Origin of the sequence: Rhizobium sp. SYY.PMSO, assembly GCF_046840415.1 — a bacterium.
In the GTDB taxonomy this organism is placed as follows: Bacteria; Pseudomonadota; Alphaproteobacteria; order Rhizobiales; family Rhizobiaceae; genus Rhizobium.
Window position 1 is genome coordinate 974,880 of the sequence record NZ_CP177350.1, and the last position, 25,128, is coordinate 1,000,007.

Here is a 25,128-nt window from a genome sequence, read left to right on the forward strand (position 1 = left end):
GAAGGTGGCGAGACATGACTGACGCTTCCGATCAAAGAGCCCCGGCGGGCGAGCTTGTGCTCAGCCTCAAAGGGATCTCCAAACACTTCGGCGCCGTCTCGGCACTGACGGATATCAACCTCGATGTGCATGCCGGCGAAGTCGTTGCCCTTGTCGGCGACAACGGCGCGGGTAAATCCACCCTCGTCAAGGTTCTGGCCGGCGTCCATCAGCCGAGCGCCGGCACCATTACGTTCGCAGGCAAGCCGGTGACGCTCAGCGATCCCGCCACTGCCCTCGACCTCGGCATCGCCACCGTCTTTCAGGATCTGGCGCTTTGCGAGAACCTCGACGTCGTGGCGAACATCTTCCTCGGCCGCGAGATGAGCCCGATGAAGCTCGACGAAACGGCGATGGAGGTTCGCGCCTGGACCTTGCTCAACGAGCTGGCGGCGCGCATCCCGAGCGTGCGTATCCCGATCGCATCGCTTTCGGGCGGGCAGCGGCAGACCGTGGCGATCGCCCGCTCGCTGCTGCTCGAGCCCAAGCTCATCATGCTCGACGAGCCGACCGCAGCTCTTGGTGTGGCGCAGACCGCCGAGGTGCTGAACCTCATCGAGCGTGTCCGTGATAGAGGGCTCGGCGTGATCATGATCAGCCACAACATGGAGGACGTGCGCGCCGTTGCCGATCGCATCGTCGTGCTGCGCCTCGGCCGCAATAACGGGATCTTCTATCCCGATACGTCCAACCAGGAACTTGTCAGCGCCATTACCGGCGCCACGGAAAATGCCGTGTCGCGACGCGCGGTGCGGCGTCAGGCCCAACAGGAACAGAGAGAGGGCGGCCAGCCATGAGCGAGGACAGCAAGCAATCGACCCTGCTGCTCGACCGCAGCGACGTTCGCGTCAACCACGAAACGGGCATTGCCGCCACCATCCGTTCGTTCATCGACAAGGTGCGCTCCGGCGATCTCGGCTCGCTGCCGGTGGTGGTCGGCCTCGTCATCATCTGGACCGTGTTCGGCACGCTCAATCCGACCTTCCTTTCCAGCAACAACCTTGCAAACCTGCTGTTCGACGCCTCGACAGTCGGCATTATTTCTCTTGGCATCGTCTGCGTGCTGATGGTCGGCGAGATCGATCTTTCGGTCGGGTCGATCAGCGGCTTCGCCTCCGCCATGGTCGGCATGCTTTGGGTGAACGAGGGCTGGCCGGTGGCTCTTGCCATCCTGGCCGCGCTCGTCTTCGGCGGCGTGATCGGCACCGTCTATGCGCTGCTCTTCAACCGGCTCGGGATGCCGAGTTTCGTTTCCACGCTGGCCGGCCTGCTTGCCGTCCTCGGCATGCAGCTCTACCTGCTCGGCGCCACGGGCTCGATCAATCTGCCCTATGGTTCGGCAATCGTGAATTTCGGCCAGCTGATGGTCATCCCGCGGCCGCTTGCCTATCTCTTCGCGCTCGTTCCCGGCCTGGTGATGCTGTTTTCCGGTTTCGGCACGGTTCGGCGCCGCAGGCGGGCGAACCTCTCCGCTCCCTCCGCCGGTGGCATCGTCGCGAAAGCCGTCGCCATCACCGTCGCGCTCGAATTCGTGGCCTTCTATCTCAACCAGGACCGCGGCATTCCGTGGATGTTCGCCCTGTTCGTGGTACTCGTCATCGTCATGGACTATGCGTTGACGCGCACCCAATGGGGCCGGTCCATGTCGGCGGTCGGCGGCAATCGCGAGGCGGCGCGACGCGCCGGCATCAACGTGCGGCGGATCTACACCAGCGCCTTCGTTCTATGCGCCATGTTCGCGGCCCTCGGCGGTGTGCTGGCGGCGGCGCGATTGGCATCCGCCAGCCAGCAGGCGGGCACCGGCGACGTCAATCTGAATGCGATCGCTGCTGCCGTGATCGGCGGCACCAGCCTCTTCGGCGGTCGCGGCAGTGCCTATTCGGCCCTGCTTGGGATCATCGTCATTCAGTCGATCGCCAGCGGCCTGACGATGCTCGATCTGTCGTCGGCACTTCGCTACATGATAACAGGCGCAGTCCTTGCCATTGCCGTCATCGTCGACTCGCTGGCTCGCCGTTCCCGTGCCTCGCATGGGCGCGGCTGATTTCTACAAAAGGTAAGGATCGATATGAGACAGGATTTTGCCGGCAAAGTCGCCGCCATCACCGGAGCAGCCTCCGGAATTGGCCTGGAATGCGCCAGATCGCTATTGAACGAAGGTGCAAACGTCGCCCTCGTCGACCGGGCCGAGGACAGCCTGAAAAGCCTTTGCGCGGAGCTGGGTCCGAACGCCTTCCCGGTCGTCGTGGACCTGATGAACCCCGAGAGCGTGGCAACCATGATGCCGCAGATCCTGGAGAAATTCGGCAAGCTCGACATCTTCCACGCCAATGCCGGCGCCTATATCGGCGGTGAGGTTGCGGAAGGCGATCCGGACGCATGGGACCGGATGCTGGACCTCAACATCAACGCGGCCTTCCGTTCGGTCCGGATGGTGCTGCCGCACATGATCGAGCGCAAGACCGGCGATATCATCATGACGAGTTCCATTGCCGGGCTGGTGCCGGTGGTGTGGGAGCCGATCTACACGGCATCCAAGCATGCCGTTCAGGCCTTCACGCACACGGTACGGCGCCAGGTCGCCAGGCATGGCATCCGCGTCGGCGCCGTGGCGCCGGGGCCGGTGGTGACGGCGCTGATCAGCGATTGGCCACAGGCAAAGCTCGATGAGGCAATCGCCGCGGGCGGTCTCATGGAGGCGACGGAAGTGGCGGAGGCGGTGCTCTTCATGCTATCGAGGCCGCGAAACATCGTAATCCGGGATCTCGTGATCCTGCCCCTGAGTACGGATCTGTGATGACGGCACCTTATTTTATCGGCATCGACGTCGGCACCGGCAGCGCCCGGGCCGGCATTTTCGACGCGCATGGCAACCTGCTCGCCGCGGCCAAACGCCCGATCACCATCTGGCACGAGGCCGGCAGTATCGTCGAGCAATCCAGTCAACAGATATGGAAGGCCATATGCGACAGCGTCAAAGAAGCCGTCGCGACGGCTGGAATAGCGGCTGAGACGGTTGCGGGGATCGGTTTCGACGCGACCTGTTCGCTGGTCGCGGTCAGGGCGGATGGTGCGCCTGTGGCGGTGGGTCCGTCGGGCGACGTCGATCGCAATATCATCGTCTGGATGGATCATCGCGCCGCCGGCGAAGCGGCGGAGATCAATGCCGGCAATCATGCCGTGCTGCGGTATGTCGGAGGCCGCATCTCGCCCGAGATGGAGACGCCGAAGCTCCTGTGGCTGAAACGAAACCTGCCGCAATCCTTCGCCGCAACCGATCATTTCTTCGATCTTGCGGATTATCTGACGTGGCGCGCGACAGGTTCGCTGCAGAGGTCGGTTTGCACGGTGACATGCAAATGGACCTATCTGGCCCATGAGAAGCGTTGGGATGCGCAATATTTCAAAGATATCGGCCTCGGCGAGCTGGCGGACGAGGGCTTTGTGCGGATCGGCACGGAGATTGTCGAGCCGGGCACGGCGCTCGGGGAGGGGCTGAACGAAGCCGCCGCCCGCGATCTCGGCCTTGCCGCCGGTACGCCGGTCGGCGCCTCGCTGATCGATGCCCATGCCGGCGGTGTCGGCACGCTGGGCGGGCAGGGGCCGGACGGCAAGGCGGATGTCAGGAACAGGCTCGCCTACATCTTCGGCACATCGGCCTGCTCGATGGCGTCGAGCGAGGGGGCCGTGTTCGTGGACGGGGTCTGGGGTCCCTATTATTCGGCCATGGTGCCCGGCCTCTGGCTGACGGAAGGGGGGCAGTCTGCGGCGGGCGCCGCCATCGATCATCTCGTCACCATGCATCCGGCAACGGGCGAGGCGCGCGCCAAGGCCGAATCGGAAGGCATCTCGCTGGTCGCCTGGCTCGACCGGCGGGCCATGAAGGCATGCGGGACTGCTTCCGACGCCGTAAAGCTCGCACATTCCATCCAGGTCGTTCCGGAATTTCTCGGCAACCGGTCGCCCTACGCCGATCCCGATGCCCGTGCGGTCATTTCCGGCCTTGGGCTGGAAACCGGGATCGACGATCTGGTCGCTGTTTACGTCGCCGGCCTTTGCGGTATCGGTTATGGCCTCCGGCAGTTGCTGGAAAAGCTGGCGCAGAATGGCATCGCCTGCGATCTCATCATCGCCAGCGGCGGCGCTGCCCAGAGTGGCCTGGTGCGCCAACTCCTGGCCGATACGACCGGCACGCCGCTCGCCGTCGCCGATACCGAAGAGCCTGTTCTTCTGGGAGCGGCCATGCTCGGTGCCACGGCCGGCGGACATTGCGGCTCTCTGGTCGAGGCCATGGCGGCCATGTCGCGGCTGGCGAAACGGTTCGAGCCGGCCGACGGTGCCGTCAAGGAGCTGCACGATCGGCGCTACGCAGCCTTCGAATTGCTGCAATCGGCAGATCGCAATATCCGCGCGCTGATGGCGTCATAGCCGCCGCTGCGCGGGCACGCACGGTATCAGCCGCGGTGGCGCAGAGCCTCCAGAACCACGGCAAAAGCCGAGGAGGGCTGACGGCGGCTCGGATAATAAAGATGGTAGCCCGTCCATGGCGGACACCAGTCCTCAAGCACGCGAACGAGGCGGCCGCTTTCCAGATGCGGCCGCGCCAGGTCGCAGGGAATATAGGCCAATCCGTAACCGTCGAGTGCGGCAGCCAGAGCCTGGCGAACGCCGTTGAACGTCATCTGGCCATCGACGCGGACCCGCAGTTCCTCGCCCCTCTTTTCGAATTCCCAGACATAGGTCCCGCCATGGGTCGGCAGGCGCAGGTTGATGCATCGGTGCGCGGTGAGGTCTTGGGGGACCGCCGGCCCGGCGCGCCCCTCGAAATAGGACGGGGAGCCGACCACGGCAAACTCCTGATCGGGCGCGATGCGAATGGCGATCATGCCGTTGGCGACCGTCTGGCCGAGCCGAACGCCGGCATCGAAGCGCTCCGCCACGATATCGGTGAGGCCGTAATCGTTGATGATCTCCACATGGATATCGGGATAATCGCTCAGCATCTTGGCAAGCTTCGGCCAGATATAGGTATCGACGGCGTGGTCGACTGCCGTGATCCTGATGGTGCCGGTCGGCTTTTCACGCAGTTCGGTGACGGCGACGAGCTCGGCCTCTATTTCCTGGAAGCGCGGGGTCAGCGATTGCAAAAGCCGCTCTCCCGCCGGTGTCGGGCTGACGCTTCGCGTCGTGCGTGTCAGCAGCCTGACGCCCATCCGCTCTTCGAGCTGTCTCACCGTATGGCTGAGCGCCGATTGCGAAACGCCCAGCTGGGCTGCTGCCCGCGTAAAACTGCGCTCTCTGGCAACCGCCAGGAAAAACAGCAGGTCCGTAACGTTTTCACGCAGCATCCATGAGCGCTCCTCATATGTCGGTGCCATGTGTTTATCATGAAATGCAGTCTCTTGCTGCGCCGGTATAGCGCTTCTTCGCGCCGATATCACTATTTTATGGGTATCCTGCACCGGATGACGGCAATCACAGAGAGCCGAATTTATAGATACAGCTCATAAGTCTATGCGTCGATGAACCTCTACCGCTCTGTGAAATATGGCTTAGATTATCGCCATACGGTCGCGCATTTCGGCCGGCATCGAGGAAGGACGACACATGGATATCAAGAGAAACGGAACGCAGCCTTCGGGGAAAGGTCCCTCGGACTGGTTTACCGGCACCGTGCGGATCGACCCGCTGTTTGCCGCCAATGAGGCCCGCCGTGCGGCGGCCGCCAGCGTCACCTTCGAACCCGGCGCACGGACTGCGTGGCACACCCATCCGCGTGGCCAGACCTTGATCGTGACCGCGGGCCTGGGTCTTGTCCAGCGTGACGGCGGCCCGGTCGAGGAAATCCGTCCCGGAGATGTCGTCTGGTTCGAGCCCGGCGAAAAACACTGGCACGGCGCGTCACCGACGACTGCCATGACCCATATCGCCATTCAAGAACATGCCGACGGCAAGGTGGTGGACTGGATGGAACATGTGACGGATGAGCAATATCAGGCAAAATAAGTGCGGGATTCTTTGCCTGCCTGACTGTCGAATCGTCTGTCGATTATTGGCGGACATCGCACTATCGCCATGGCTTCGCCATAACTCGGCGTCAAGACGTAGTCGATATCGGGCAAACCCTGTTGCGCCATGGCGCGGGTTTCGCGTTTAAATTGGCCATTCCGCGAGGGCAGGCGCCTTCGCGGTGGCATCGACAGGGGAATGGCATGATCCCTTGTGATCGGCGCAGCTCTCGCGCTTGCAGCTCTTACGTGGTCGAATGCGCAATGCATGCAGATGCCGACGGGCTTTTCACTGCCGTCGCGAACCGTATTTGCTCGCGATTAAGCCCGTTAGCCTGCCGCTCGTGCTATGTCGCCATCACGGCGTCATTGGCCGTAGGCAGATAAGCGCGCGAATGTTGCATCGCGCTATTCTCGGTCGGCATTGACCATTCGAGGATATCCCATGGCATTCGCGCAGCGTCCCATGCCCAGCGAGGCTGGCATCTTGCAGTTCATGGAGATCTGCGATTCCTTCTATCCGCCGGATGCGGTAACGGCTTCGATCACCCAGCAGCGGGCTTGGTACGACGCACTATGCGCCCGGTTCGACCGCCCCTTGCCCGCAGGCCTCCAGACCAGCGACGAGGTCGTTTCCGGAAAGATCCCTGTCCGGCACTACAAGCCTGCCAATATCCGCACGGCAACGAATCTGCTCTATCTCCACGGCGGCGGTTTCGTCGTCGGCTCGCTCGACAGCCATCATGCCATCTGCGCGGAAATCGCCGACCATGCCGGCGCGGAGTTGATCTCCGTCAACTACCGGCTGGCGCCGGAATATCGCTGGCCGGTGCAGACGGACGACTGTTTCAGCGTCCTCAGGCAACTGCTTGCCGAAAGGAAATCCGTCGTGCTGATCGGCGACAGCGCCGGCGGCAATCTCGCGGCAGGGCTGGCGGTACGGGCGAAAACCGAGGGACTTTCGGGAGTCGTCGGCCAGATTTTGATCTACCCCGCGCTGGGCGGCGATCTCGTTTCCGGCTCTTACCAGGAAATGGCCGATGCACCCGGACTGACGACGGCGGATGTCAGCTATTATCGCACCATCCTGCAGGCTCCGTCGGGCGATCCGGTCGCGGAGCCGCTTGCTTCTTCTTCCGTGGCCGGTCTTCCGCCGGCCTTCATTACGGTGGCGTATTACGACCCGCTGCGCGACGACGGCCGCAACTATGCGGCGCGTCTTGCGCAGGCGGGCGTCGAAGTCTGGTTCCGCGAGGAGCCGCAGATGGTGCATGCCTGGCTGCGCGCGCGCCATATGAGCGAAGGCGCGCGCGCCGGCTTTGCCGCCATATGCGCGGCGGCAAGCCGGTTTGCTGCTTCGCGCTGACCTACATCAGATCGCGGGCGATACGCGTTTCCTCGAAGATCTTCTCGAAAATCTGCGTTTCGCCTTCATAGGCGATCACCGAAGCGCTGATGATCCAGTCCTTTGCCGTGCAGGATATGGATGAAGTCGCGACCGTGCGAACGAACCATCCGGGGCGCTGCATGTCGCAGGTCCATGTCGAGACGCCGCTCATCGACAACGGGTCGTTTGGTGCGATCGACCAGATTTCCTCGCGCAACTGACGCGTGGAAAGACCTGTACCGGGATGTTCAGAAAGACCTGTATCCTCCTGAATTTCATAGCGGGTTCGACCTGCCGAGAGATCGCGCACCACCTGCCGCTTCGTGGATCCCGGTGCATGTTCGATATATTTCGGCAGGGGATCGGGATTGTCGGGCTGCTTCACGTCGACGATCTCGTGCGCGCCGAGCTTGGGCAGCGCCAGGTCGATAGAGACGATATCGATCGTCAGCCCCGGATCCTCCGGCGGCGGCAGGACCATCGGCCAATAGGCGGAAGAGAGCGACAGGCGGATGCGATGCCCCTTGCGGAAACGATAGCCGCAGGCATCCAGCGTCACGGTCACGGTGGTCCGCTCTCCCTTGTTCAGCGGCTCGGGGGCGGCATTGCCGTTGCGATGAGCGAGATTGAGAACGCCGAAGGAGACGCGCGTCGCCGTGCCGTCCGGATGGATATCGACGAGCCTTGCGCAGAGATTGGCGGTCTCCGCATCGCATCGCAGCGTCAGCGTGACGACCGGGCGTCCGAGATAATCGTGGTCCTCCGTCAGTGGTGCGGTCTGGAAGGTCAGCGATCCGGCGTCATCGATGCGCTGGTCGATCGCCATTTCGGCGTCGGGCTTCAGGGTGAACCATTCGCCCGAGGCCGTGCCGGTGTCGAGCGGCGAGCGCAGATAGACGGGATGCTCCGGCGCATGCGGTGCCGGTGCGCCTTCCATCAATGTGCCGAGCTGGTCGACATGGAAGCGCTGCATTTCCGGCGGCTGCCATTCCCGCTTGGCGATCCAGAAGCCGGGATCGAAATCGCGGCGCTTTGCGGGTTTGGCCGCATCGAGAATATAGGCGCGCACGGATGGCGTGTTCTCGGCACCGTTGGGCTCGCCGCGCAGCCAGCGGTTCCACCAGTTGATGGCTTCGCCATGGAAATCGGCGCGCGGCTTCGGCCAGGCGAAATGCGGATATTTGTGGACCCACGGGCCGATAAGAGCCTTCGCCGTATCCCCGAGACCCTCCACGGCCAGCAGCGGCGTGTTGCGATAGCCGTCCGCCCAGCCGGCGATGACGAGAGCTGGAACGTCGAAGCCCGCGAAATCCTCGCAGATCGACCCGTGCCGCCAGAAGTCGTCGCGGCGCTGATGCCGGAGCCATTCCTCCATGAAGAAAGGTTCCTGTTCGAGGCGCTGCAACCACATGTCCCGCCAGTCGTCGCCGACGATGGCCGGATCGGGCGAGCGCGACTGGTAGCCGAGCATGGTCGCCGCCCAGGAGAGCTGGGCGGAGAGGTGGCAGCCGTTCTTGTAATGGATGTCGTCGTTATAGCGGTCGACCGTCGAGGCGATCGATATGACCGCCTTTAGTGCCGGTGGCTTCAGGGCCGCCACCTGAAGGCAGTTGAAGCCGCCCCAGGAAATGCCCATCATGCCGACCGAGCCGTTCGACCACGGCTGCGCCGCGATCCAGGCGATCAGCTCGCAGGCATTGGCAAGCTCGAGCTCGGTATACTCGCCGTCGATGATGCCGCTGGATTCGCCGGAGCCTCTTATATCGACGCGCACCCCGGCGATGCCGGCTGCGGCAAAGACCGGATAGGTGGATTCGTCGCGAGGGCTCGTTCCATCGCGCTTGCGGTAGGGAAGGAATTCGAAAACCGCCGGCACCGGATCGGTGTCCGCGCCATCCGGCATCCAGATGCGCGCGGCCAGGCGCGTGCCGTCCTTGAGGGTAATCCAGTGGTTTTCGATGGTCGTGAAGCTTCGCTCTGCCATGATCATATGTCCTGAAGATGTTTAGGCATCAAACCACACGCGGCTGCCGATATAGCCGTTGGACGTGTCGTTGCCGATGTCGTCGACATATCCCTTCAGCGTTTTCGACGAGGCCATTAGATAGTCGTTGAAAACGGGCAGGATCAAGCCGCCGTCGTCTCGCACCATCAGCGCCAGCTGGCGATAAAGCGCCTTGCGCTTCGTCTCATCCAGCTCGGATCTTGCCTGCAATACCATCTTGTCGAACTCGGGGTTCTTGAAACGGGTGTCGTTCCATTCGGCGGTCGACAGATAGGAGGTGGAATAGCGGGAATCCTGTGTCGGACGGCCACCCCAGAAAGAGGCGCAGAAAGGCTGCTTGTTCCAGACGTTGGTCCAGTAGCCGTCTTCCGGCTCGCGCTGCACATCGATCTTGATCCCGGCCTTGCGCGCGCTTTCCTGGAACAGGGTTGCTGCATCCACGGCGCCGGGGAAAGCCGCATCGGATGTGCGCAGCAGGATCGGACGGTCTAGGCCCGATTTCTTGAAGTGGAAGGCGGCCTTGTCCGGATCGTAGGGGCGCTGCTCGATATCGGTTGGTGCGAGCGCATAATTGGAATTGACCGGATAGTCGTTGCCGATCGTTCCGTAGCCGCCCAGCACCTTGTCCAGGATCGACTGGCGGTCGATGGCGTATTTCAGCGCGAGCCGAAGGTCGTTGTTGTCGAAAGGCGCCGTGTCGCAATGCATCAGAAAGCAGTAGAAACCCTTGCCGGCACTCCGGACGATATCGACATTCGGCGCGCGCTTGAGCATCGGAACGGTCTTCGGGTCGACGCTGTTGACGAAATGGACTTGGCCGGACGCCAGGGCGGCGATACGGGCGGTATTGTCGTTGATGACGAGTATTTCGACGCTGTCGACGAAGCCGCGGTCGGAACGCCAATCCTTCGGATTCTTCTCGAAGAGCGCGCGGACGCCGGGCTCGAAGCTTTTCAGAATATATGGCCCGGTGCCGATGGCGGCGGCAGGCTTTTCCACGCCACCCTTCGGCTGGATGATAAGATGGTAATCGGTGAGAAGGAGTGGCAGGTCCGCATTGCCTTCCGAAAGCGTCAGGACGAGCTCTCCCGCCTTTTCCTCGATGCCGGTGATCGAGGCCATCAGTCCGAGCGCGCCAGACTGGGAATTCTTGTCCGCATGCCGCTTCAGCGTGGCGACGACGTCGGCGATGGTCATCTTGCTGCCGTCGTGAAACTGCACGTCATCCCTTATCTTGAATGTCCAGACGGATGCGTCCGCCGACGGCGACCAGGAGGTTGCCAGCGACGGCAGGGGCGCGCCGGTCTTGGGATCCGATTCGACCAGCGTATCTCCCCAGAGACGGCCAATGACGAACAGCACGGATGCGCTGTATGTTGCCGGATCGAGCTCGTCGCTGGTGGCGCCACCCTTGAGGCCGAGCTTCAGATGGCCGCCGCGTTTGGCTTCCTGGGCGCGGGCGTCACGCGGCATCAGCAAACCCGAGGCGAGGCCGGGCAGAGCGCCCAGGGCGACCGCACCGCCGAGAAATTGGCGGCGGCGGATGTTCAGATTCGAAGATTGATCATTTTGACGCGTCATTGCAGTTCCCTCATTTGCAGTTTTGTAGGAGGAAACGTAGAGGCCGGGCCGCCTCGCGCAATTTCGCGACTTGACGCATGTTTAAGCGAGTTTACGCTAGCCTTGCCAAGACGGAGTCCCCATGCCGCATCTAGTCGAGAACCTCAAGATTGCCTGCGCTACGCAGCGTTCCATTTCGCATGTGTGTCGTGCAATCGACCTCAATCGCCAGCAATTCAACCGCTATATAAACGGCCAGACGAGGCCGTCCGCCCACAACCTGGCCCGTATCGCCAGGTATTTCGATCTCGATGCGGCGGACTTTCTTCTTGCCCCGAAGCTCTTTCGCGAGCGGCTTCGGGGACCGTCCCTCGGGTTCAATGAAAGCTCCGATCTCCTGAAGGCCTTCCCGGGAAACCTTGCTGCCCTGCGGCGCCATATCGGATATTTCCAGACCTATCACCGTTCGCCGTCCTGGCCGGGAATGGTTGTCTGTTCGTGCAGTCGCCTCAGCGAGCAGGGTGGGCTGGTGCGCGTCAAGTCGATGGAGCGCCTGAGGGACCCGGGAAACGGCATCCAGCAGTTTTCAAAATATGTGGGAATGGCCGCGTTTCACAGGAACCGGATCTTCATTACGGAGCGTGTCGTCGGTCCGAATTCCATGCTGTCGCAGACCATTCTCTTGCCGTTCGACGAGCATCAGCGCGTCTATCTGCGCGGAACGACCATGGGGGTTTCCTGGAGAAAGGAAAACCTTCCCTATGCGTCGCGGATGATCTGGCGGCACATCGGTGCCGAACCCGATTTGCGCGAGCTGTTATCGCGCTGCGGATCCCTGCCGCTGTCGTCGCGCCAGCTGCCTCCGACGGTGCGCTCGTTCCTCGCGGACCCATCCGCCGAAGTGTATGCGGTGCCGGCGGAATATTGACGGCACCGTTTTCGCACGGAGCCGTGATTCAGACGATCGTTTGGATGGCTGCGAAGTTTGACGGCCTTTCGGTCGGGCATGTCGGATTGCCTGACAGCCGGAGCAGCGCCTTTACAGGATATATTAAGAATCACTTTATAAGAATATTTCTATCGTGCCGTGTAGTGACGCATATTTTGACGTTTGGGGGTGTCTGAATGCTTCTCTCTACAAGAACGGATGTAGATTCCAGCTCGCATGTTTACTTCGACGATTTGTTTCGCAAGGAAGCGAAGATCAATTTGGATCGTGATGCGGATATTCCCGACATCGTTTCAGTCAACCGAGCCTTGAATTTCATAAAATGCCTGTGGAGCGACACCGGCGAGGAGATGGATGTCAACGTATTCTATCGTCATCGCACCCTTGAAGCGTTCGGCTTTGCAATTTCCAATCACGAGGACCTCTCGGCCTCGCACAAAATCATAGAACTTCGAGGCGGGGGCGGCATCGCACCGCTGCTGGTATTCGCCGGAGGTGCAAGCTGCTTTCTGGAAATGCAGCAACTGATCAAGAAAATCAGCTTTCCAGGGCCGATCCTCGGCGTCGCGTTGACGCCCTTCTGCCGCGATCCTCGGCATCCGGCAACGGTAGAAGACGAAATCGAGAGCGCGCTGGGGGCGCTGCAGGCGGCGGGGATAGAAGAGCCTTATCGACTGCTCGGCTATTCTTTCGGCGGCGTTTTTGCCCTGGAGCTTGCCCGTGCCTTGAGAGCGCAGGAAAAAGAGATCGCGTTCCTCGGGATGCTCGATACTCCGCTGGGCGAGCAGGAGTGGCCGGTAGCGGTCTGGGGCAAGTTCATGTGGCAACGCTGGCGGAGAGCGCGCAGCAGAAAGAGGAACCTGGCGAAAGCCGGCACTCCTGCCCGAGACCGGGCGCCGGCCAAGCCCCGCTTGCCGGCTGCGCAGCGCCGGGAACGTCTGGCAAGACTCTTGAAGCCGCTTTCGTTCCGCTACGCCGACCCGCGTACTGCCTATTATCCGGAGCTGGCGCCTCAGTGGGTGGGGAATTATCCTCCGCTATACGATGCCGCCGGCAGACAACTGCTCCGTATGAAAGGCCTTTACAAGCCGAGCCGCTATGACGGGCAACTGACTTTCTATCGCAGCCTTCAAGGCTCTCCGGTCGATTGCGATCCAAAGTCCATTTGGGCGCGCTTTCTCGTTCACGCGGATTGGGTGGACGTTCCCGGCAATCATCAGAGCATGATTGCCGGACGCAACGCCGGTACATTGGCTCACGACCTCAGCAACCGCCTCATGCGCTGAGTTCTCTATCGGCATAAAAGCGAGCAAGGATCGAATGGTCAGGGCTTGAGATGGCAAGCCGTCAATTTCCCGCGCTCTCCATTTTTCGCGTCGCCAAGACACGCTCCAGCCATCCGATCTCCATCTCGGGCACGGATTTCAACAGCAGGTCGGTATAATCGTCGAAAGGCGGCGACAGAGCCTGCGACTTCGGGCCGAAGCGAACGAGCTTGCCGCGGTGCATCACGGCAACGCTGTCGGCGATGGCGCGGACGATGGCGATGTCATGGGTGATGAAGACGTAGGAAAGATGCGCCTCCTCCTGTAGCTTGAGCAGCAATTTCAGGATGCCTTCGGCCACCAGCGGATCGAGCGCCGATGTCGGCTCGTCGCAAAGGATGAGTTCCGGCTTGGCGGCGAGCGCACGCGCGATGGCGACGCGCTGCTTCTGGCCTCCGGAAAGCTCGGCCGGATAGCGGTCGATGAAGCCGTTGCCCATCTCGATCTGATCCAGCAGTTCCTTGACGCGCGCCGTCTTTGCCGCGCCGTGCAGGCCGTCGTAGAAGGTCAGCGGCCGGCCGATGATATCGCGCACGGTCTGGCGCGGGTTCATGGCGGTATCGGCCATCTGGTAGATCAGCTGGATGCGGCGCAGTTCTTCGCGAGAGCGGTTTTTCAGGGCCGGCGTCAGCGGCTTGCCGTCGAAGGATATCCGTCCGTCGCTCGGCGGCAGCAGGCCGGTAATCACGCGGGCGAGCGTAGATTTCCCGGAACCGGATTCGCCGACCACCGCCAGAGTCTGGCCTTTGGGAACATGTAGAGAAACATCGTGCAATACCTTGAAACCATTGGAATATTGCGCGCTGATATTCTCGACTTTCAAAAGCGCGTCGGATTGGTCGACGGCTTCCGCCCGTGCTTCCTGGCGAACGTTGACGAGGGCGCGGGTATAGTCCTGCCGCGGTTCCTCGATGATCTGCCGGACACTGCCATATTCGACCGTCTTGCCGTGCCTCAGCACCATGATGTCATCGGAAATCTGCGCGACGACGGCGAGATCGTGGGTGATGTAGAGCGCCGCCGTGCGTGTCTCTTCGATCGCATGCTTGATGGCGGCGAGCACATCGATCTGCGTGGTGACGTCGAGCGCCGTCGTCGGCTCGTCGAAGACGATCAGTTCCGGATTGGAGCAGAGCGCCATGGCGGTCATGGCGCGCTGCAGCTGTCCACCCGAAACCTGGTGCGGATAACGGTCGCCGAACGTTTCCGGATTGGGCAGGCCAAGGACCTGAAAAAGATAGAGCGCTCGCTTCTTCGCCTCCTCCTTCGTCATCAGCCGGTGCTTGACGGTGGCCTCGATCACCTGATCGCCGAGCCGATGCGCCGGGTTGAAGGCGGCGGCGGCCGATTGCGCGACATAGCAGACCCGCGCGCCACGGATCTTGCGGATACCGGATTTGCCGAGCGGCAGGATGTCGACGCCGTCGAGCAGCACCTGACCGCCGGTAATCTCGGCGCCGCCGCGGCCGTAGGCGAGTGCGGAAAGGCCGATGGTGGACTTGCCGGCGCCGGACTCGCCGATCAGGCCGAGCACCTTGCCCTTCTGGAGATCGAAGGAGACACCATCGACGATGGTGACGCGTTTCGGCGGCTCGCCCGGCGGATAGCTGGTTGCCTCGATCTTGAGATCGCGGACGGAAAGAAGCTCAGGCATCGCCACGCCCTCCCTTGAGGCTGGAGGTGCGCCTTAGAAGCCAGTCGACCACCAGATTGACACAGATTGCGAGGGCCGCGATGGCGGAACCCGGCACGAGGGCAGCTGAAATGCCGAATATGATGCCGTCCTTGTTGTCCTTGACCATGCCGCCCCAGTCGGCCGCCGGCGGCTGAATGCCGAGGCCGAGGAAGGACAGGGTGGAGAGAAACAGGATCGAGAAGGCGAAGCGCAGGCCGAATTCCGCCAGCAGCGGCGAAAGCGTATTCGGCAGGATCTCGCGGAAGATGATCCAGATCTTGCCTTCGCCGCGAAGCTTGGCCGCCTCCACGAATTCCATGACCGCGACGTCGAGCGCCACGGCGCGGCCGAGGCGATAGACGCGGGTGGAATCGAGAATGGCCATGACCAGAATCAGCACGATCAGGTTCTGCGGCAGGACCGCAAGCACGACGAGCGCGAAGATCAGCGTCGGGATCGACATCATCAGGTCGTTGAAGCGCGAGAAGATCGTATCGATCAGCCCGCGCGAGACGGCGGCGGTAAAGCTGAGGATGATGCCGAGCGAGAAGGAGATGATCGTGGCCGCCAGCGCGACGAACAGGGTCGTGCGAGTGCCGTAGATGAGACGCGACAGGATATCGCGGCCGAGGTTGTCGAGGCCGAAGAAATACTGCGCATCGGCCGGCTGCCAGACGTTGCCGACGACTTCGGTCTCCCCATGAGGGGCGATCCAGGGGGCGAAGATCGCGCAAATGAAGGCGATCAGGATGCCTGCCATTCCGATCCAGGCTGTAATGGGGATATCTCTCAATCTCATCGCGGATGCCTCAGGCGCGGGTTGGCGACGATGGCAAGAATATCCGCCGTCATGTTGAGGAAGATGTAGACGGCGGCAAAGATCAGGCCGCAGGCCTGTACGACGGGCATGTCGCGCACCGTCACCGCATCGACCATGTACTGCCCCATGCCGGGATAGACGAAAACGACTTCCACGACGACGACGCCGACGATGAGATAGGCAAGGTTCAGCGCGATGACGTTGATGATCGGCGCCAGCGCATTGGGGGCGGCGTGCCTGACGATGGCGCGGAAGGCGGAGAGGCCCTTCAGCTCGGCCGTTTCCATATAGGCCGACGACATGACGGACAGAATGGCTGCCCGCGTCATGCGCATCATATGGGCAAGCACGACCAGAACCAGCGTTGCCGTCGGCAGGGCGATCGCCTTCAGCCGGTCGATGAAGCCCATGCCGTCGAAGACCGTCGCCGGAAAAGTCGCGACGCCGAATTTGACGGAAAAGAACATGATGAGGAGATAGCCGATGAAGAATTCCGGCAGGGAAATCGCCGCGAGCGAGATGACGTTGATGATCTTGTCGGGCATGCGATTCCGGAAATGGACGGCCAGCATGCCGAGACAGACCGCCAACGGCACAGAGATCAACGCCGCGAAGCCGGCAAGAAAGAGAGAATTGCCGAGCCGCTTGCCGATCTGCTCGCTGACGGAATTCTTGCTGGCCCAGGAGGTGCCGAAATCGCCCTGCACGGCATGGCCGAGCCATTCCACATAGCGGGTGACGACCGGCCGGTTGAGGCCGAGTTCCTCGCGGATATTGGCGACCGCCTGCGGCGTGGCCGACTGGCCGAGATAGGTGGTGGCGAAATCGCCGGGCAGGGCTTCCAGCCCGCCGAAGATCAGGATGGAGACTGCAAACAGCAGGACGATGCTGAGCAGGCAACGCTCGATAACGAGGGCCAGCAGCGGAAAACGCTGCTTGAACCTCAGCCCGGGCAAAACGGTTCCGGGGGGAAGATTGGACATGGCCGATGCCTCGCGCTTAAAGCAGTTCAGTGTCTCAAGTATTTGCTGAACAACCCTATTTTGTTGTTTTACGCAATTCCAGCTGGAAAAAGGTTAAGCACTTTTTCCTGAAATTGCCATCAACGCCGGGAGGACCGCGAAAGGTTTCCGCGGTCCCGGGCTTGGTCAAGGATGAGGGCGTTCTCGCCCGGCGTGAGGCATCAGGCGTCCAGCCAGACGCGGGTCGCGACGTAGCCGTTCGACATGTCGTTGCCGATGTCGTGGACGTAGCCCTTCACCTGCTTGGTGGAGGCGTTCACGAAATCGTTGAACATCGGCAGAATGACGCCGCCTTCGTCGCGCACCATCATCGCCATGGCGCGGTAGAGCTCCTTGCGCTTGGCCTCGTCCAGTTCGGAGCGGGCCTCCAGCAGAAGCTTGTCGAAGTCCGGGCGCTTGAAGCGGGTGTCGTTCCAGTCCGCCGTCGAAAGATAGGCGGTGGAATACATCTGGTCCTGCGTCGGCCGGCCACCCCAATAGGAGGTGGAGAAGGGCTGCACGTTCCAGACGTTCGTCCAGTAGCCGTCACCCGGCTCGCGCTTGACCTCGATGTTGATGCCGGCCTTCTTGCAGCTTTCCTGATAGAGGACGGCCGCATCCACGGCGCCCGGGAAGGCGACTTCGGACGTGCGCAGCAATACAGATCCGCTGTGGCCCGACTTCTTGTAGTGGAAGGCGGCCTTGTCGGGATCGTAGGCCCGCTGCTCGATACCTTCGGGGAAGAGGGCATAGGTGTTGTTGATCGGGAAGTCGTTGCCGAGCTTGCCGTAGCCGCCAAGGATCTTCTTGACCATGGTCTCGCGATCCATGGCGTATTTCAGCGCCAGGCGCAGGTCGTTGTTGTCGAACGGCGCCGTATTGCAATGCATGATGAAGACATAGTGACCGCGGCCGGCGGTGGCCAGGATGTCGACGGTCGGCGCACGCTTCAAAAGATCCACGGTCTTGGGATCGACGCGATTGATGTAATGGACCTGACCGGACGACAGGGCGGCGATACGCGCCGTCGCATCGTTCATCGTGATGATTTCGACGCTGTCCACAAAGCCGCGATCCGTACGCCAGTCGTCCTTGTTGCGCTCGAAGGTGGCGCGTACGCCGGGTTCGAAGCTGACCATTTTGTAGGGGCCGGTGCCGATCGAGGCAAGTGGATCGTCATAGCCGCCATTCGGCTGAATGACGAGGTGGTAGTCGGTCAGGAGCAACGGCATGTCGGCGTTGCCCTCGGTCAGCGTCAGGACGAGATTGTCGCCGTCGGCCTTGATCTCCTTGATCGACTTCATGACGCCCAGCGCGCCGGATTCCGATTTTGCGTCGGTATGGCGCTTGAGCGTTGCAATGACGTCGTCGATCGTCAGTTCCTTGCCGTTGTGGAACTTGACGCCCTTGCGGATCTTGAAGGTCCAGGTGGCGGCGTCCTTCGACGGTTCCCACGATTCGGCCAGTGCGGGTACGGCAGCGCCGGTCAGCGGGTGGGACTCCACCAGCATGTCGCCCCAGCAGCGGCCGATGCAGAACATGACCTGAGACAGGAATTTCGCCGGGTCCTTGGAGTCGGTCGCAGCACCGCCTTCGAGGCCGAGCTTCAGATGACCGCCGCGCTTCGGTTCGGCCGCCATCGCACTTTCGGTAAAGAGTTTGTCGGCGAGCGCCAAAGTCACGCCGGCCGCCATTGCGCGTCCCATGAATTCGCGGCGGCTGAGGCCGCCCGCAGTGACGCGGCCTGCCAGATATTTCGTGTAGTCGTTCATTCCCCTGTTCCTTCTTCTTGCCGTGTTGACAATACTCCCGGGGAGCCGCTTCACCGCACGGTTCCTCTTCCGTGTGAAGCCTGCTGCCCGCGATCATGCGGGAAATCCGGCGGTTGCCGCCGCCTCTACTTTCCTTTCCAGATTGGGGCCCGCTTTTCCGCGAAAGCCCGTGCGCCTTCCAATTGATCCTCGCTCGAATAAAGAATGTCGACGGTCGCAAACTGCCGTTTGGTGATCTTGTTCATGGCAGTCTGAAACGTCGAGCCCTCCGCTTCGCGAACGATTTCCTTGATCGCGGCATAGACGAGCGGTGGCCCGCTTGCGAGCAGGCGGGCAAGATCCCATGCCCTGTCCAGAAGCTTGTCAGCCATGACGATCTCGTTGACGAAACCCCAGCGGTGCGCCTCCTCGACATTGAGCCAGCGGCCGGTCAGCAGCATGTCCATGGCGATATGATAGGGAATGCGCTTTGGCAGCTTGATCGATGCCGCGTCGGCGACGGTGCCCGAACGGATCTCGGGCAATGCGAAAGTCGCGTGGGGAGCGGCAATGATCATATCGGCGGAAAGCGCAATTTCGAGACCGCCGCCGCAACAGATGCCGTTGACGGCACAGATGACGGGCTTGTTGAGGTCGCGCAGTTCCTGCAGGCCGCCGAAACCGCCGACGCCGTAATCGCCGTCCACGGCATCGCCGGCGGCTGCGGCCTTCAGATCCCAGCCGGCGGAAAAGAATTTCTCGCCGGCGCCGGTGACGATGGCGACGCGCAGGTCCGGATTGTCACGGAAGTCGCGAAAGATCAGCCCCATCTTGCGGCTCGTCGTCAGGTCGATGGCGTTTGCCTTCGGCCTGTCGATGACGACCTCCAGGATGCCGTTGTCGCATCGGGTTCGAATGGGGTCTTGCAACTTCTGCTACCTCCTTCGCCGAATGAGAGCATCCGCAGCAATGACACCGCGAGATTCAGGTAGGACCATCAATGGATTAATGTCTAGTTCTTCAAGCTGTGCGGCATTCTTTACGACATATTCTGCCGCTGATACGACGGCATCGGCAACGATATCGAGGCTGCTGCCGCTATTGCCACGGAATCCTTCGATCAATTTGCGGACTTTCAGCCGCGAAATGCCGTCCAGAACCTCGGCTTTCGTGACCGGTAGCGGCAAAACGATAGAATCTTCAAGCAATTCCACCAGAATTCCGCCCGCGCCGACCGTCAGGGTCAGGCCGACGACCGGATCGCGGACCGCGCCGACGATCAATTCAGCAAGAGGCCGGTCGATCATGCGCTCGACGAGAAATCCATGCGCGACATGGGCCATGCCCTCGGCCGCATCTCTGACGGCGTTCCTATCCCACAGGTTGAGCCTGACCGCGCCCACATCGGACTTGTGTTCGACGCCGAGCGCCTTGAGCGCAACTGGAAATCCGAGCTGCTCGGCCGCGTCGGCCGCCTCGTTTGCCGTGGTCGCGGTCTTGCCGAGCGGGATTGCAAGGCCCGCTGCCTCAAGCTCCGCCTTGGCTGCCGCCTCGTTCAAGGTGTCGATCTCGCCCGGCGCGGGAGGCGTGCTAAGCAGTGCCGATGGCTGCGGCCTCTTCCAGGCGCTGGCGATCCCGCTGGCAATGTCAGCCGCCGCCAACGTCTCGCTGATGCCGCAGAGCGGCACGATGCCGGCATCGATCAATCGCTGCGCGATTGCCTCAGGCATGTTTTCGGGTAGCGTCGCCAGAATGCCGGCGCGCGCGCCGGTCTGCTTCGCCGCCGCGGCAACGGCCGAAACGGTGATCATCCAGTCCGCACCGTCGCAGCGATCCTCCCGGGGAAAGTCGAGCACGATCAGATTGAGGGCGTAGCCGCCCGCGAACATGGCGCTGAAAGCCTCCGTCTGCCGGGCGAGATCGCCCCAGACGAAGGTGTGGTAATCGAGCGGGTTGGAGAGCGTCACCATCTGCCCAAGGGTCGCGCGCAGAGCAGGCAGTTGCTCGGCTTTCAGGGCGCGGAACTCGACCTTCCGGCCGACGGCCGCATCGGCCATCAGCGACGCCTCGCCGCCCGAACAGCTCATCGAGGAGATCGCATTGCTTCCGAGCGGGCCTGCGACATGCAGGAGCTTCAGCGTCTCGATCAGCTCCGGCAAGGTCGAGACGCGGCCGATGCCGAGGCGATCGAGAACGGCGCCGGCGACTGCGTCGCTGCCGGCAAGCGAAGCGGTGTGGGAGACGGTGGCGCGCTGTGCCTGTTCGGATTTGCCGACTTTCAGCGCAATGACGGGTTTCCTGAGTTCCCTGGCGCGTGTTGCCAGAGTCTCCAGTGCCCGGATGTCGCCGAAACCTTCGATATGCAGGCCGACCGCCGTGACGCGCGGATCGTCGAGAACGGCATGGGCAAGATCCGCGAGGCCCGTCTGCGCCTGATTGCCCGCCGTCATAAGATAGCTGATGGGCAGGCCGCGCTTCTGCATGCTGAGATTGATGGCGATGTTGGAGGATTGGGTGAGGATCGCGACGCCGCGCCCGGTTCTTACGATGCCATGCTGATCCGGCCAGAGCAGGGCGCCATCAAGCCCGTTGATCATGCCGTAGCAATTCGGTCCGACGATCGGCATGGTGCCGGCTGCCTCGACCAGAGCCCGCTGCAGATCCGCGCCATCGGCCAATTCCGCAACCGCTTCGCTGAAACCCGACGCGTAGCAGACGGCGCCACCGGCGCCTCCGGCGGAAAGTGCGCGAACGATATCCACGGTGAGTGTGCGGTTGACGCCGACGAAAGCGGCATCCGGCGCCTTTGGCAACTCCGCGACCGACCGATAGCAGCGGCGGCCAAGTACGCTTTCCAGCGTGGGATGCACCGGCCAGATCTCGCCCGCAAATCCCATGAGATCGCATTGCTCGATGACGCGCCGCGCTTCGCGGCCGCCGAAGACGGCGATCGTTCCAGGTCTGATGAGGCGGTCGAGCGAGCGCTGCGTCATCGGTTCATGCTCCGAGCGGCCGAAGCAGGTCGCGGCTGATGATATGCCGCTGGATCTCCGAAGTGCCGTCCCAGATGCGCTCGACGCGGGCATCACGCCAGAAGCGGGCGAGCGGCAGGTCGTCCATCAACCCCATGCCGCCGAAGATCTGGATCGCCTCGTCGGTGACGCGGGCGAGCATTTCCGAGGCATAGAGCTTGGCCGATGCGATCTCGCGATTGGCTGGGACGCCGGCATCCAGCTTCCAGGCGGCTGACAGGGTCAGGAGGTCGGCGGCGTCGATCTCGGTGATCATGTCGGCAAGCTTGAACGATACACCCTGATTGGCTCCGATCGGCTTGCCGAACTGCTTGCGCTCGGCGGCATAGGGCAGGGCAAGGTCGAAGACGCGGCGAGCCCGCCCGACGCAGGTCGCAGCGACCGTGAGGCGGGTTCCGTAGAGCCATTGATTGGCAAGATCGAAGCCGCGATGCACTTCGCCGAGCACCTGCGACTTCGGCAAGCGGCAATCGGTGAAATTCAGGATGCAGTTGTGATAGCCGCGATGGGAAACCGAGTCATAACCCTTGAGGATGTCGAAACCCGGCGTGCCGCGATCGACCAGGAAGGCGGTGATCTTCTTCTTGGTGCCCCTGTGGGTCTCTTCCTCGCCGGTTGCGGCAAAGACGATGACGAAATCGGCGACGTCGGCGTGCGAAATGAAATGCTTGGTGCCGTTGAGCACGAAATCATCACCATCCTGCCTCGCTGCGCATTTCATGCCGCGCATGTCGGAGCCGGCGTCCGGCTCGGTGATGGCGAGCGCATCAATTTTTTCCCCGCGCACCGCCGGCAAGAGATAGCGTTCGCGCTGCTCGCCCTCGCACGCCATCAGGATACCCGAGGGGCGGCCGAAGAAGACGGTCAGCCCCAGAGACCCGCGGCCCAGTTCGCGTTCGACGAGGGTAAAGGTGGTGTGATCGAGCCCGGCGCCGCCGATTTCCTCGGGAAAGTTGCAGGCATAGAAGCCAAGCTCAATGCATTTGCGCCGGATTTCGTTTCCGATATCCGCCGGTACAAGGCCGGTGCGCTCGACCTCGTTTTCGTGCGGATAGATCTCCGTCTCCACGAAGTCCCTGACCGTCTTGACGATCATCTCCTGTTCTTCGCTGAGTCCGAAATTCACGATCGCTTCCTCCTAGCGTTTTTGTCCCACATGACGGCCGGCTCCCTCCGGCAATGGCAAGCTTGCATGCGCCTCGGCGATCGGCCTCAGTTTGCTCAGCACCTCCTCCGGTGCGGCAACGGCCTTGCCCGCCTTGGCATCGACATGCAGCAGCATCTGTTCCGCGGTGGCGATGACGTCACCGCTTGCCGTATCGTGCAGCGCATGGAACACATGCAGCCGCTTTTCGTCGGATGCGAGGATCTGGCAGGTCGAATGGATAGCTTGGCCAAGCTTGGCTTCGCCGAGATGGCGGATATGGGTCTCCACCGTATAGTAGCTGTGACCACGCTCGACATAATCGAGGTCGACGCCGATCAGGCGCAGGAGTGCGTCCGAGGTGTCGCCGAACACCTGCAAATAGCGGTGCTCGGTCATATGGCCATTGTAATCGACCCATGCCGGGCTGACCTTGGTGTCGATCAGGCGCAGCGGCTCTGTAGCGTCGAGGGCCTGTTTTTCTCCGCCGCCGGCGGCCCAAAGCTGCTGCTCAAAATCCTTCAGGAGCTTGCCGGCGCCCCAGCCCCTGCCGCCATGGCTTCCCTTCAGGCTCTGGAGAATGCCGACGAGGTTTTCGTCGCGGATGCGCTCGAGTTCGCGGATCGACAGGCCGTCCGCCTGCTCGTCCGACTGCTGGCCGATCTTTTCAACGAGGGCATCGTCGAGATCGACGACGTCCATCAGCTTCGTCCAGTTCCACTGCAATGCCGGACCGAACTGGGCCAGGAAGTGACGCATGCCCGCTTCGCCGCCGGCGATGCGATAGGTCTGGAACAGGCCCATCTGCGCCCAGCGCAGGCCGAAGGAATAGCGGATGACGTCATCGAGCGTCTCGACGGTGCAGATATCGTCCTTGATGAGCCACAGCGCCTCGCGCCACAGCGCTTCCAGCAGGCGATCGCCGACGAAAGCCTCGATTTCCCTGGCGATGTGGACGCCTTTCATGCCGATGGGCGGCAGGCGGTCCATCGCCGCCTTGATCGTCGCTGCACTGGTCTTTTCGCCGCCGACGATCTCGACCAGCGGCAGGAGATACACGGGATTATAGGGATGGGCGACGAAAAGGCGCTCGGGGTGGCGCATGTCTCGTTGCAGATCTGTCGGCAGCAGGCCCGAGGTGGACGAGCCGATCAGCGCATCCGGCCGAGCAGCCGCGTCGATCTGCGTCAGGACGTTGCGCTTGAGGTCCAGCCGCTCGGGCACGCTTTCCTGTATCCAGTCGGCACCGTCGACGGCCGCTTCCAGCGTGTCGCGGAAAGTGAGCCTGCCGCGCGGCGGAAGCGGCGCGCCGGTCAGCATCGCGTAGGCTTTTTCGGCATTGGCGAGCACTTCGCCGACGATGCGGGTTGCTTCCGGATGCGGGTCGTAGACATCGACATCGATGCCCGCGAGCAGGAAGCGGGCGATCCATCCGCCGCCGATGACGCCGCCGCCGATGCAGGCCGCCTTGTTGATCTTGGTCATCGGAGCCTCAGCGCTTCGTCAGTTTCAGCTTCTTGCGGACGTCTTCCGGGCCGATGATGCGCGCCCCCATGCCTTCGACCACCTGCACTGCCTTTTCGACGAGCTGCGCGTTGGTGGCGAGCATGCCCTTTCCGGCATAGAGATTGTCCTCCAGCCCGACGCGGACATTGCCGCCGGCAAGGATTGCGGCCGCGGGATAGGCCATGGCGTTACGGCCGATGGAGAAGGCCGAGAAGGTCCAGCTCTTGGGAACGTTATTGACCATCGCCATGAAGGTGTTGAGGTCGTCGGGCGCCCCCCAGGGGATGCCCATGCAGAGCTGGATGAGGACCGGGTCCTCGATCAGGCCCTCCTCGGCAAGCTGCTTGGCGAACCAGAGATGACCGGTGTCGAATGCCTCGATTTCGGGGCGGACGCCGAGATCGGTCATCTTTTTTGCCATGGCCCTCAGCATCGAGGGCGTGTTGGTCATGACATAGTCGCCGAGATTGAAATTCATGGTGCCGCAATCGAGCGTGCAGATCTCCGGCAGGCACTCGGCAACATGGCTGACGCGCTCGGAGGCGCCCGCCATGTCGGTGCCCTTGGGGTTCAGCGGCAATGGGCTTTCGACATCGCCGAAAATCAGGTCGCCGCCCATGCCGGCGGTCAGGTTCAGCACGACATCGACATCGGCCGAACGGATCCGGTCCGTGACTTCCCTGTAGAGTTCGTTGCGGCGGCTGGCAGCGCCCGTTTCCGGATCGCGGACATGGCAGTGAACCACTGCCGCCCCAGCCTTGGCGGCGTCGATCGCGGACTCCGCGATCTGCTTGGGAGTGATCGGAACATGGCTGGATTTGGAAACGGTGTCGCCGGCGCCGGTCACGGCACAGGTGATGAAAACATCTCTGTTCATCGCAAGAGGCATTTTTGTTCTCCCTCGTATTGAGGACATTACGAGCCAT

General features: G+C 62.2%; 20 protein-coding genes. 8 read left to right on the forward strand and 12 right to left on the reverse strand.

Annotated features, from left to right (window positions below; translation table 11 throughout):
• The first annotated feature begins 14 nt into the window (after window positions 1-14).
• From ACJJVH_RS22890 to ACJJVH_RS22905, 4 genes are read left to right on the forward strand one after another with little or no spacing between them, the layout of a single operon-like run.
• Window positions 15-836, forward strand: coding sequence for a sugar ABC transporter ATP-binding protein (locus tag ACJJVH_RS22890; RefSeq protein WP_112799903.1), 822 nt, complete (start codon window positions 15-17; stop codon window positions 834-836).
• On the forward strand, window positions 833-2,083 hold the full coding sequence (locus ACJJVH_RS22895) for an ABC transporter permease subunit (protein WP_112799905.1): 1,251 nt from the start codon (window positions 833-835) through the stop codon (window positions 2,081-2,083). The genes ACJJVH_RS22890 and ACJJVH_RS22895 overlap by 4 nt, the downstream gene beginning before the upstream one ends.
• A 24-nt stretch (window positions 2,084-2,107) precedes the next feature.
• Complete coding sequence (locus tag ACJJVH_RS22900) at window positions 2,108-2,836, forward strand: SDR family oxidoreductase (RefSeq protein ID WP_113383855.1); 729 nt, start codon at window positions 2,108-2,110, stop codon at window positions 2,834-2,836.
• Window positions 2,836-4,467 (forward strand): FGGY-family carbohydrate kinase, encoded by a 1,632-nt coding sequence (locus tag ACJJVH_RS22905; RefSeq protein WP_412065228.1) that lies wholly within the window; start codon window positions 2,836-2,838, stop codon window positions 4,465-4,467. Before ACJJVH_RS22900 ends, ACJJVH_RS22905 begins: the two co-directional genes overlap by 1 nt.
• Window positions 4,468-4,493: 26 nt before the next feature.
• Here ACJJVH_RS22905 and ACJJVH_RS22910 read toward each other — a convergent pair whose 3' ends face one another.
• Entirely contained in the window at window positions 4,494-5,387 is an 894-nt protein-coding gene (locus tag ACJJVH_RS22910; RefSeq protein WP_412066209.1) for a LysR family transcriptional regulator, read from the reverse strand.
• A 259-nt stretch (window positions 5,388-5,646) separates the two neighbouring features.
• On the opposite strand from ACJJVH_RS22910, the gene ACJJVH_RS22915 reads away from it, so the two are divergent.
• Both ACJJVH_RS22915 and ACJJVH_RS22920 read left to right on the forward strand, forming a co-directional pair.
• On the forward strand, window positions 5,647-6,045 hold the full coding sequence (locus ACJJVH_RS22915; RefSeq protein ID WP_412065229.1) for a cupin domain-containing protein: 399 nt from the start codon (window positions 5,647-5,649) through the stop codon (window positions 6,043-6,045).
• Window positions 6,046-6,492: 447 nt separating this feature from the next.
• Window positions 6,493-7,413 (forward strand): alpha/beta hydrolase, encoded by a 921-nt coding sequence (locus ACJJVH_RS22920; protein WP_412065230.1) that lies wholly within the window; start codon window positions 6,493-6,495, stop codon window positions 7,411-7,413.
• Between the two features lies 1 nt (window position 7,414).
• On the opposite strand, the gene ACJJVH_RS22925 is transcribed toward ACJJVH_RS22920, so the two are convergent.
• Window positions 7,415-9,418, reverse strand: a complete 2,004-nt coding sequence (locus tag ACJJVH_RS22925; protein ID WP_412065231.1) for a CocE/NonD family hydrolase — start codon at window positions 9,416-9,418, stop codon at window positions 7,415-7,417.
• A 21-nt stretch (window positions 9,419-9,439) separates the two neighbouring features.
• Window positions 9,440-11,020 (reverse strand): ABC transporter substrate-binding protein, encoded by a 1,581-nt coding sequence (locus tag ACJJVH_RS22930; protein ID WP_412065232.1) that lies wholly within the window; start codon window positions 11,018-11,020, stop codon window positions 9,440-9,442.
• Between the two features lie 121 nt (window positions 11,021-11,141).
• Between ACJJVH_RS22930 and ACJJVH_RS22935 the strand changes: the two genes are divergently transcribed.
• Window positions 11,142-11,927: a helix-turn-helix domain-containing protein gene (locus ACJJVH_RS22935; RefSeq protein ID WP_112799916.1), complete on the forward strand. Its 786-nt coding sequence runs from the start codon at window positions 11,142-11,144 to the stop codon at window positions 11,925-11,927.
• 197 nt (window positions 11,928-12,124) lie between these two features.
• Complete coding sequence (locus ACJJVH_RS22940) at window positions 12,125-13,234, forward strand: thioesterase domain-containing protein (protein WP_412065233.1); 1,110 nt, start codon at window positions 12,125-12,127, stop codon at window positions 13,232-13,234.
• Between the two features lie 61 nt (window positions 13,235-13,295).
• On the opposite strand, the gene ACJJVH_RS22945 is transcribed toward ACJJVH_RS22940, so the two are convergent.
• The 9 genes from ACJJVH_RS22945 to ACJJVH_RS22985 form a co-directional block, all read right to left on the reverse strand.
• Entirely contained in the window at window positions 13,296-14,927 is a 1,632-nt protein-coding gene (locus tag ACJJVH_RS22945; RefSeq protein WP_412065234.1) for an ABC transporter ATP-binding protein, read from the reverse strand.
• On the reverse strand, window positions 14,920-15,747 hold the full coding sequence (locus tag ACJJVH_RS22950; protein WP_112799918.1) for an ABC transporter permease: 828 nt from the start codon (window positions 15,745-15,747) through the stop codon (window positions 14,920-14,922). Before ACJJVH_RS22950 ends, ACJJVH_RS22945 begins: the two co-directional genes overlap by 8 nt.
• Window positions 15,744-16,751 carry an ABC transporter permease gene (locus tag ACJJVH_RS22955; RefSeq protein WP_112799919.1) on the reverse strand — a complete coding sequence of 336 codons (1,008 nt, stop codon included), beginning with the start codon at window positions 16,749-16,751 and terminating at the stop codon, window positions 15,744-15,746. Before ACJJVH_RS22955 ends, ACJJVH_RS22950 begins: the two co-directional genes overlap by 4 nt.
• Window positions 16,752-16,951: 200 nt before the next feature.
• The gene (locus ACJJVH_RS22960; RefSeq protein ID WP_112799920.1) at window positions 16,952-18,541 is read right to left on the reverse strand and encodes an ABC transporter substrate-binding protein; all 1,590 of its coding nucleotides are present in this window, start codon (window positions 18,539-18,541) and stop codon (window positions 16,952-16,954) included.
• 125 nt (window positions 18,542-18,666) lie between these two features.
• A complete protein-coding gene (locus tag ACJJVH_RS22965; RefSeq protein ID WP_412065235.1) occupies window positions 18,667-19,449 on the reverse strand; it encodes a carnitinyl-CoA dehydratase in 783 nt (260 codons plus the stop codon).
• Between the two features lie 6 nt (window positions 19,450-19,455).
• On the reverse strand, window positions 19,456-21,513 hold the full coding sequence (locus tag ACJJVH_RS22970) for an acetate--CoA ligase family protein (protein WP_412065236.1): 2,058 nt from the start codon (window positions 21,511-21,513) through the stop codon (window positions 19,456-19,458).
• 4 nt (window positions 21,514-21,517) lie between these two features.
• Window positions 21,518-22,678, reverse strand: coding sequence for an acyl-CoA dehydrogenase family protein (locus ACJJVH_RS22975; protein WP_412065237.1), 1,161 nt, complete (start codon window positions 22,676-22,678; stop codon window positions 21,518-21,520).
• 12 nt (window positions 22,679-22,690) lie between these two features.
• Entirely contained in the window at window positions 22,691-24,181 is a 1,491-nt protein-coding gene (locus ACJJVH_RS22980) for a carnitine 3-dehydrogenase (protein WP_412065238.1), read from the reverse strand.
• Window positions 24,182-24,188: 7 nt separating this feature from the next.
• Window positions 24,189-25,091 (reverse strand): 3-keto-5-aminohexanoate cleavage protein, encoded by a 903-nt coding sequence (locus ACJJVH_RS22985; RefSeq protein ID WP_412065239.1) that lies wholly within the window; start codon window positions 25,089-25,091, stop codon window positions 24,189-24,191.
• Window positions 25,092-25,128: the final 37 nt, after the last annotated feature.

Bases quoted from the DNA above. Each gene is read 5' to 3' on its own strand.
- ACJJVH_RS22890 (WP_112799903.1), top strand. From the start codon at position 15: ATGACTGACGCTTCCGATCAAAGAGCCCCGGCGGGCGAGCTTGTGCTC.
- ACJJVH_RS22895 (WP_112799905.1), top strand. From the start codon at position 833: ATGAGCGAGGACAGCAAGCAATCGACCCTGCTGCTCGACCGCAGCGAC.
- ACJJVH_RS22900 (WP_113383855.1), top strand. From the start codon at position 2,108: ATGAGACAGGATTTTGCCGGCAAAGTCGCCGCCATCACCGGAGCAGCC.
- ACJJVH_RS22905 (WP_412065228.1), top strand. From the start codon at position 2,836: ATGACGGCACCTTATTTTATCGGCATCGACGTCGGCACCGGCAGCGCC.
- ACJJVH_RS22910 (WP_412066209.1), bottom strand. From the start codon at position 5,387: ATGCTGCGTGAAAACGTTACGGACCTGCTGTTTTTCCTGGCGGTTGCC.
- ACJJVH_RS22915 (WP_412065229.1), top strand. From the start codon at position 5,647: ATGGATATCAAGAGAAACGGAACGCAGCCTTCGGGGAAAGGTCCCTCG.
- ACJJVH_RS22920 (WP_412065230.1), top strand. From the start codon at position 6,493: ATGGCATTCGCGCAGCGTCCCATGCCCAGCGAGGCTGGCATCTTGCAG.
- ACJJVH_RS22925 (WP_412065231.1), bottom strand. From the start codon at position 9,418: ATGGCAGAGCGAAGCTTCACGACCATCGAAAACCACTGGATTACCCTC.
- ACJJVH_RS22930 (WP_412065232.1), bottom strand. From the start codon at position 11,020: ATGACGCGTCAAAATGATCAATCTTCGAATCTGAACATCCGCCGCCGC.
- ACJJVH_RS22935 (WP_112799916.1), top strand. From the start codon at position 11,142: ATGCCGCATCTAGTCGAGAACCTCAAGATTGCCTGCGCTACGCAGCGT.
- ACJJVH_RS22940 (WP_412065233.1), top strand. From the start codon at position 12,125: ATGCTTCTCTCTACAAGAACGGATGTAGATTCCAGCTCGCATGTTTAC.
- ACJJVH_RS22945 (WP_412065234.1), bottom strand. From the start codon at position 14,927: ATGCCTGAGCTTCTTTCCGTCCGCGATCTCAAGATCGAGGCAACCAGC.
- ACJJVH_RS22950 (WP_112799918.1), bottom strand. From the start codon at position 15,747: ATGAGATTGAGAGATATCCCCATTACAGCCTGGATCGGAATGGCAGGC.
- ACJJVH_RS22955 (WP_112799919.1), bottom strand. From the start codon at position 16,751: ATGTCCAATCTTCCCCCCGGAACCGTTTTGCCCGGGCTGAGGTTCAAG.
- ACJJVH_RS22960 (WP_112799920.1), bottom strand. From the start codon at position 18,541: ATGAACGACTACACGAAATATCTGGCAGGCCGCGTCACTGCGGGCGGC.
- ACJJVH_RS22970 (WP_412065236.1), bottom strand. From the start codon at position 21,513: ATGACGCAGCGCTCGCTCGACCGCCTCATCAGACCTGGAACGATCGCC.
- ACJJVH_RS22980 (WP_412065238.1), bottom strand. From the start codon at position 24,181: ATGACCAAGATCAACAAGGCGGCCTGCATCGGCGGCGGCGTCATCGGC.
- ACJJVH_RS22985 (WP_412065239.1), bottom strand. From the start codon at position 25,091: ATGCCTCTTGCGATGAACAGAGATGTTTTCATCACCTGTGCCGTGACC.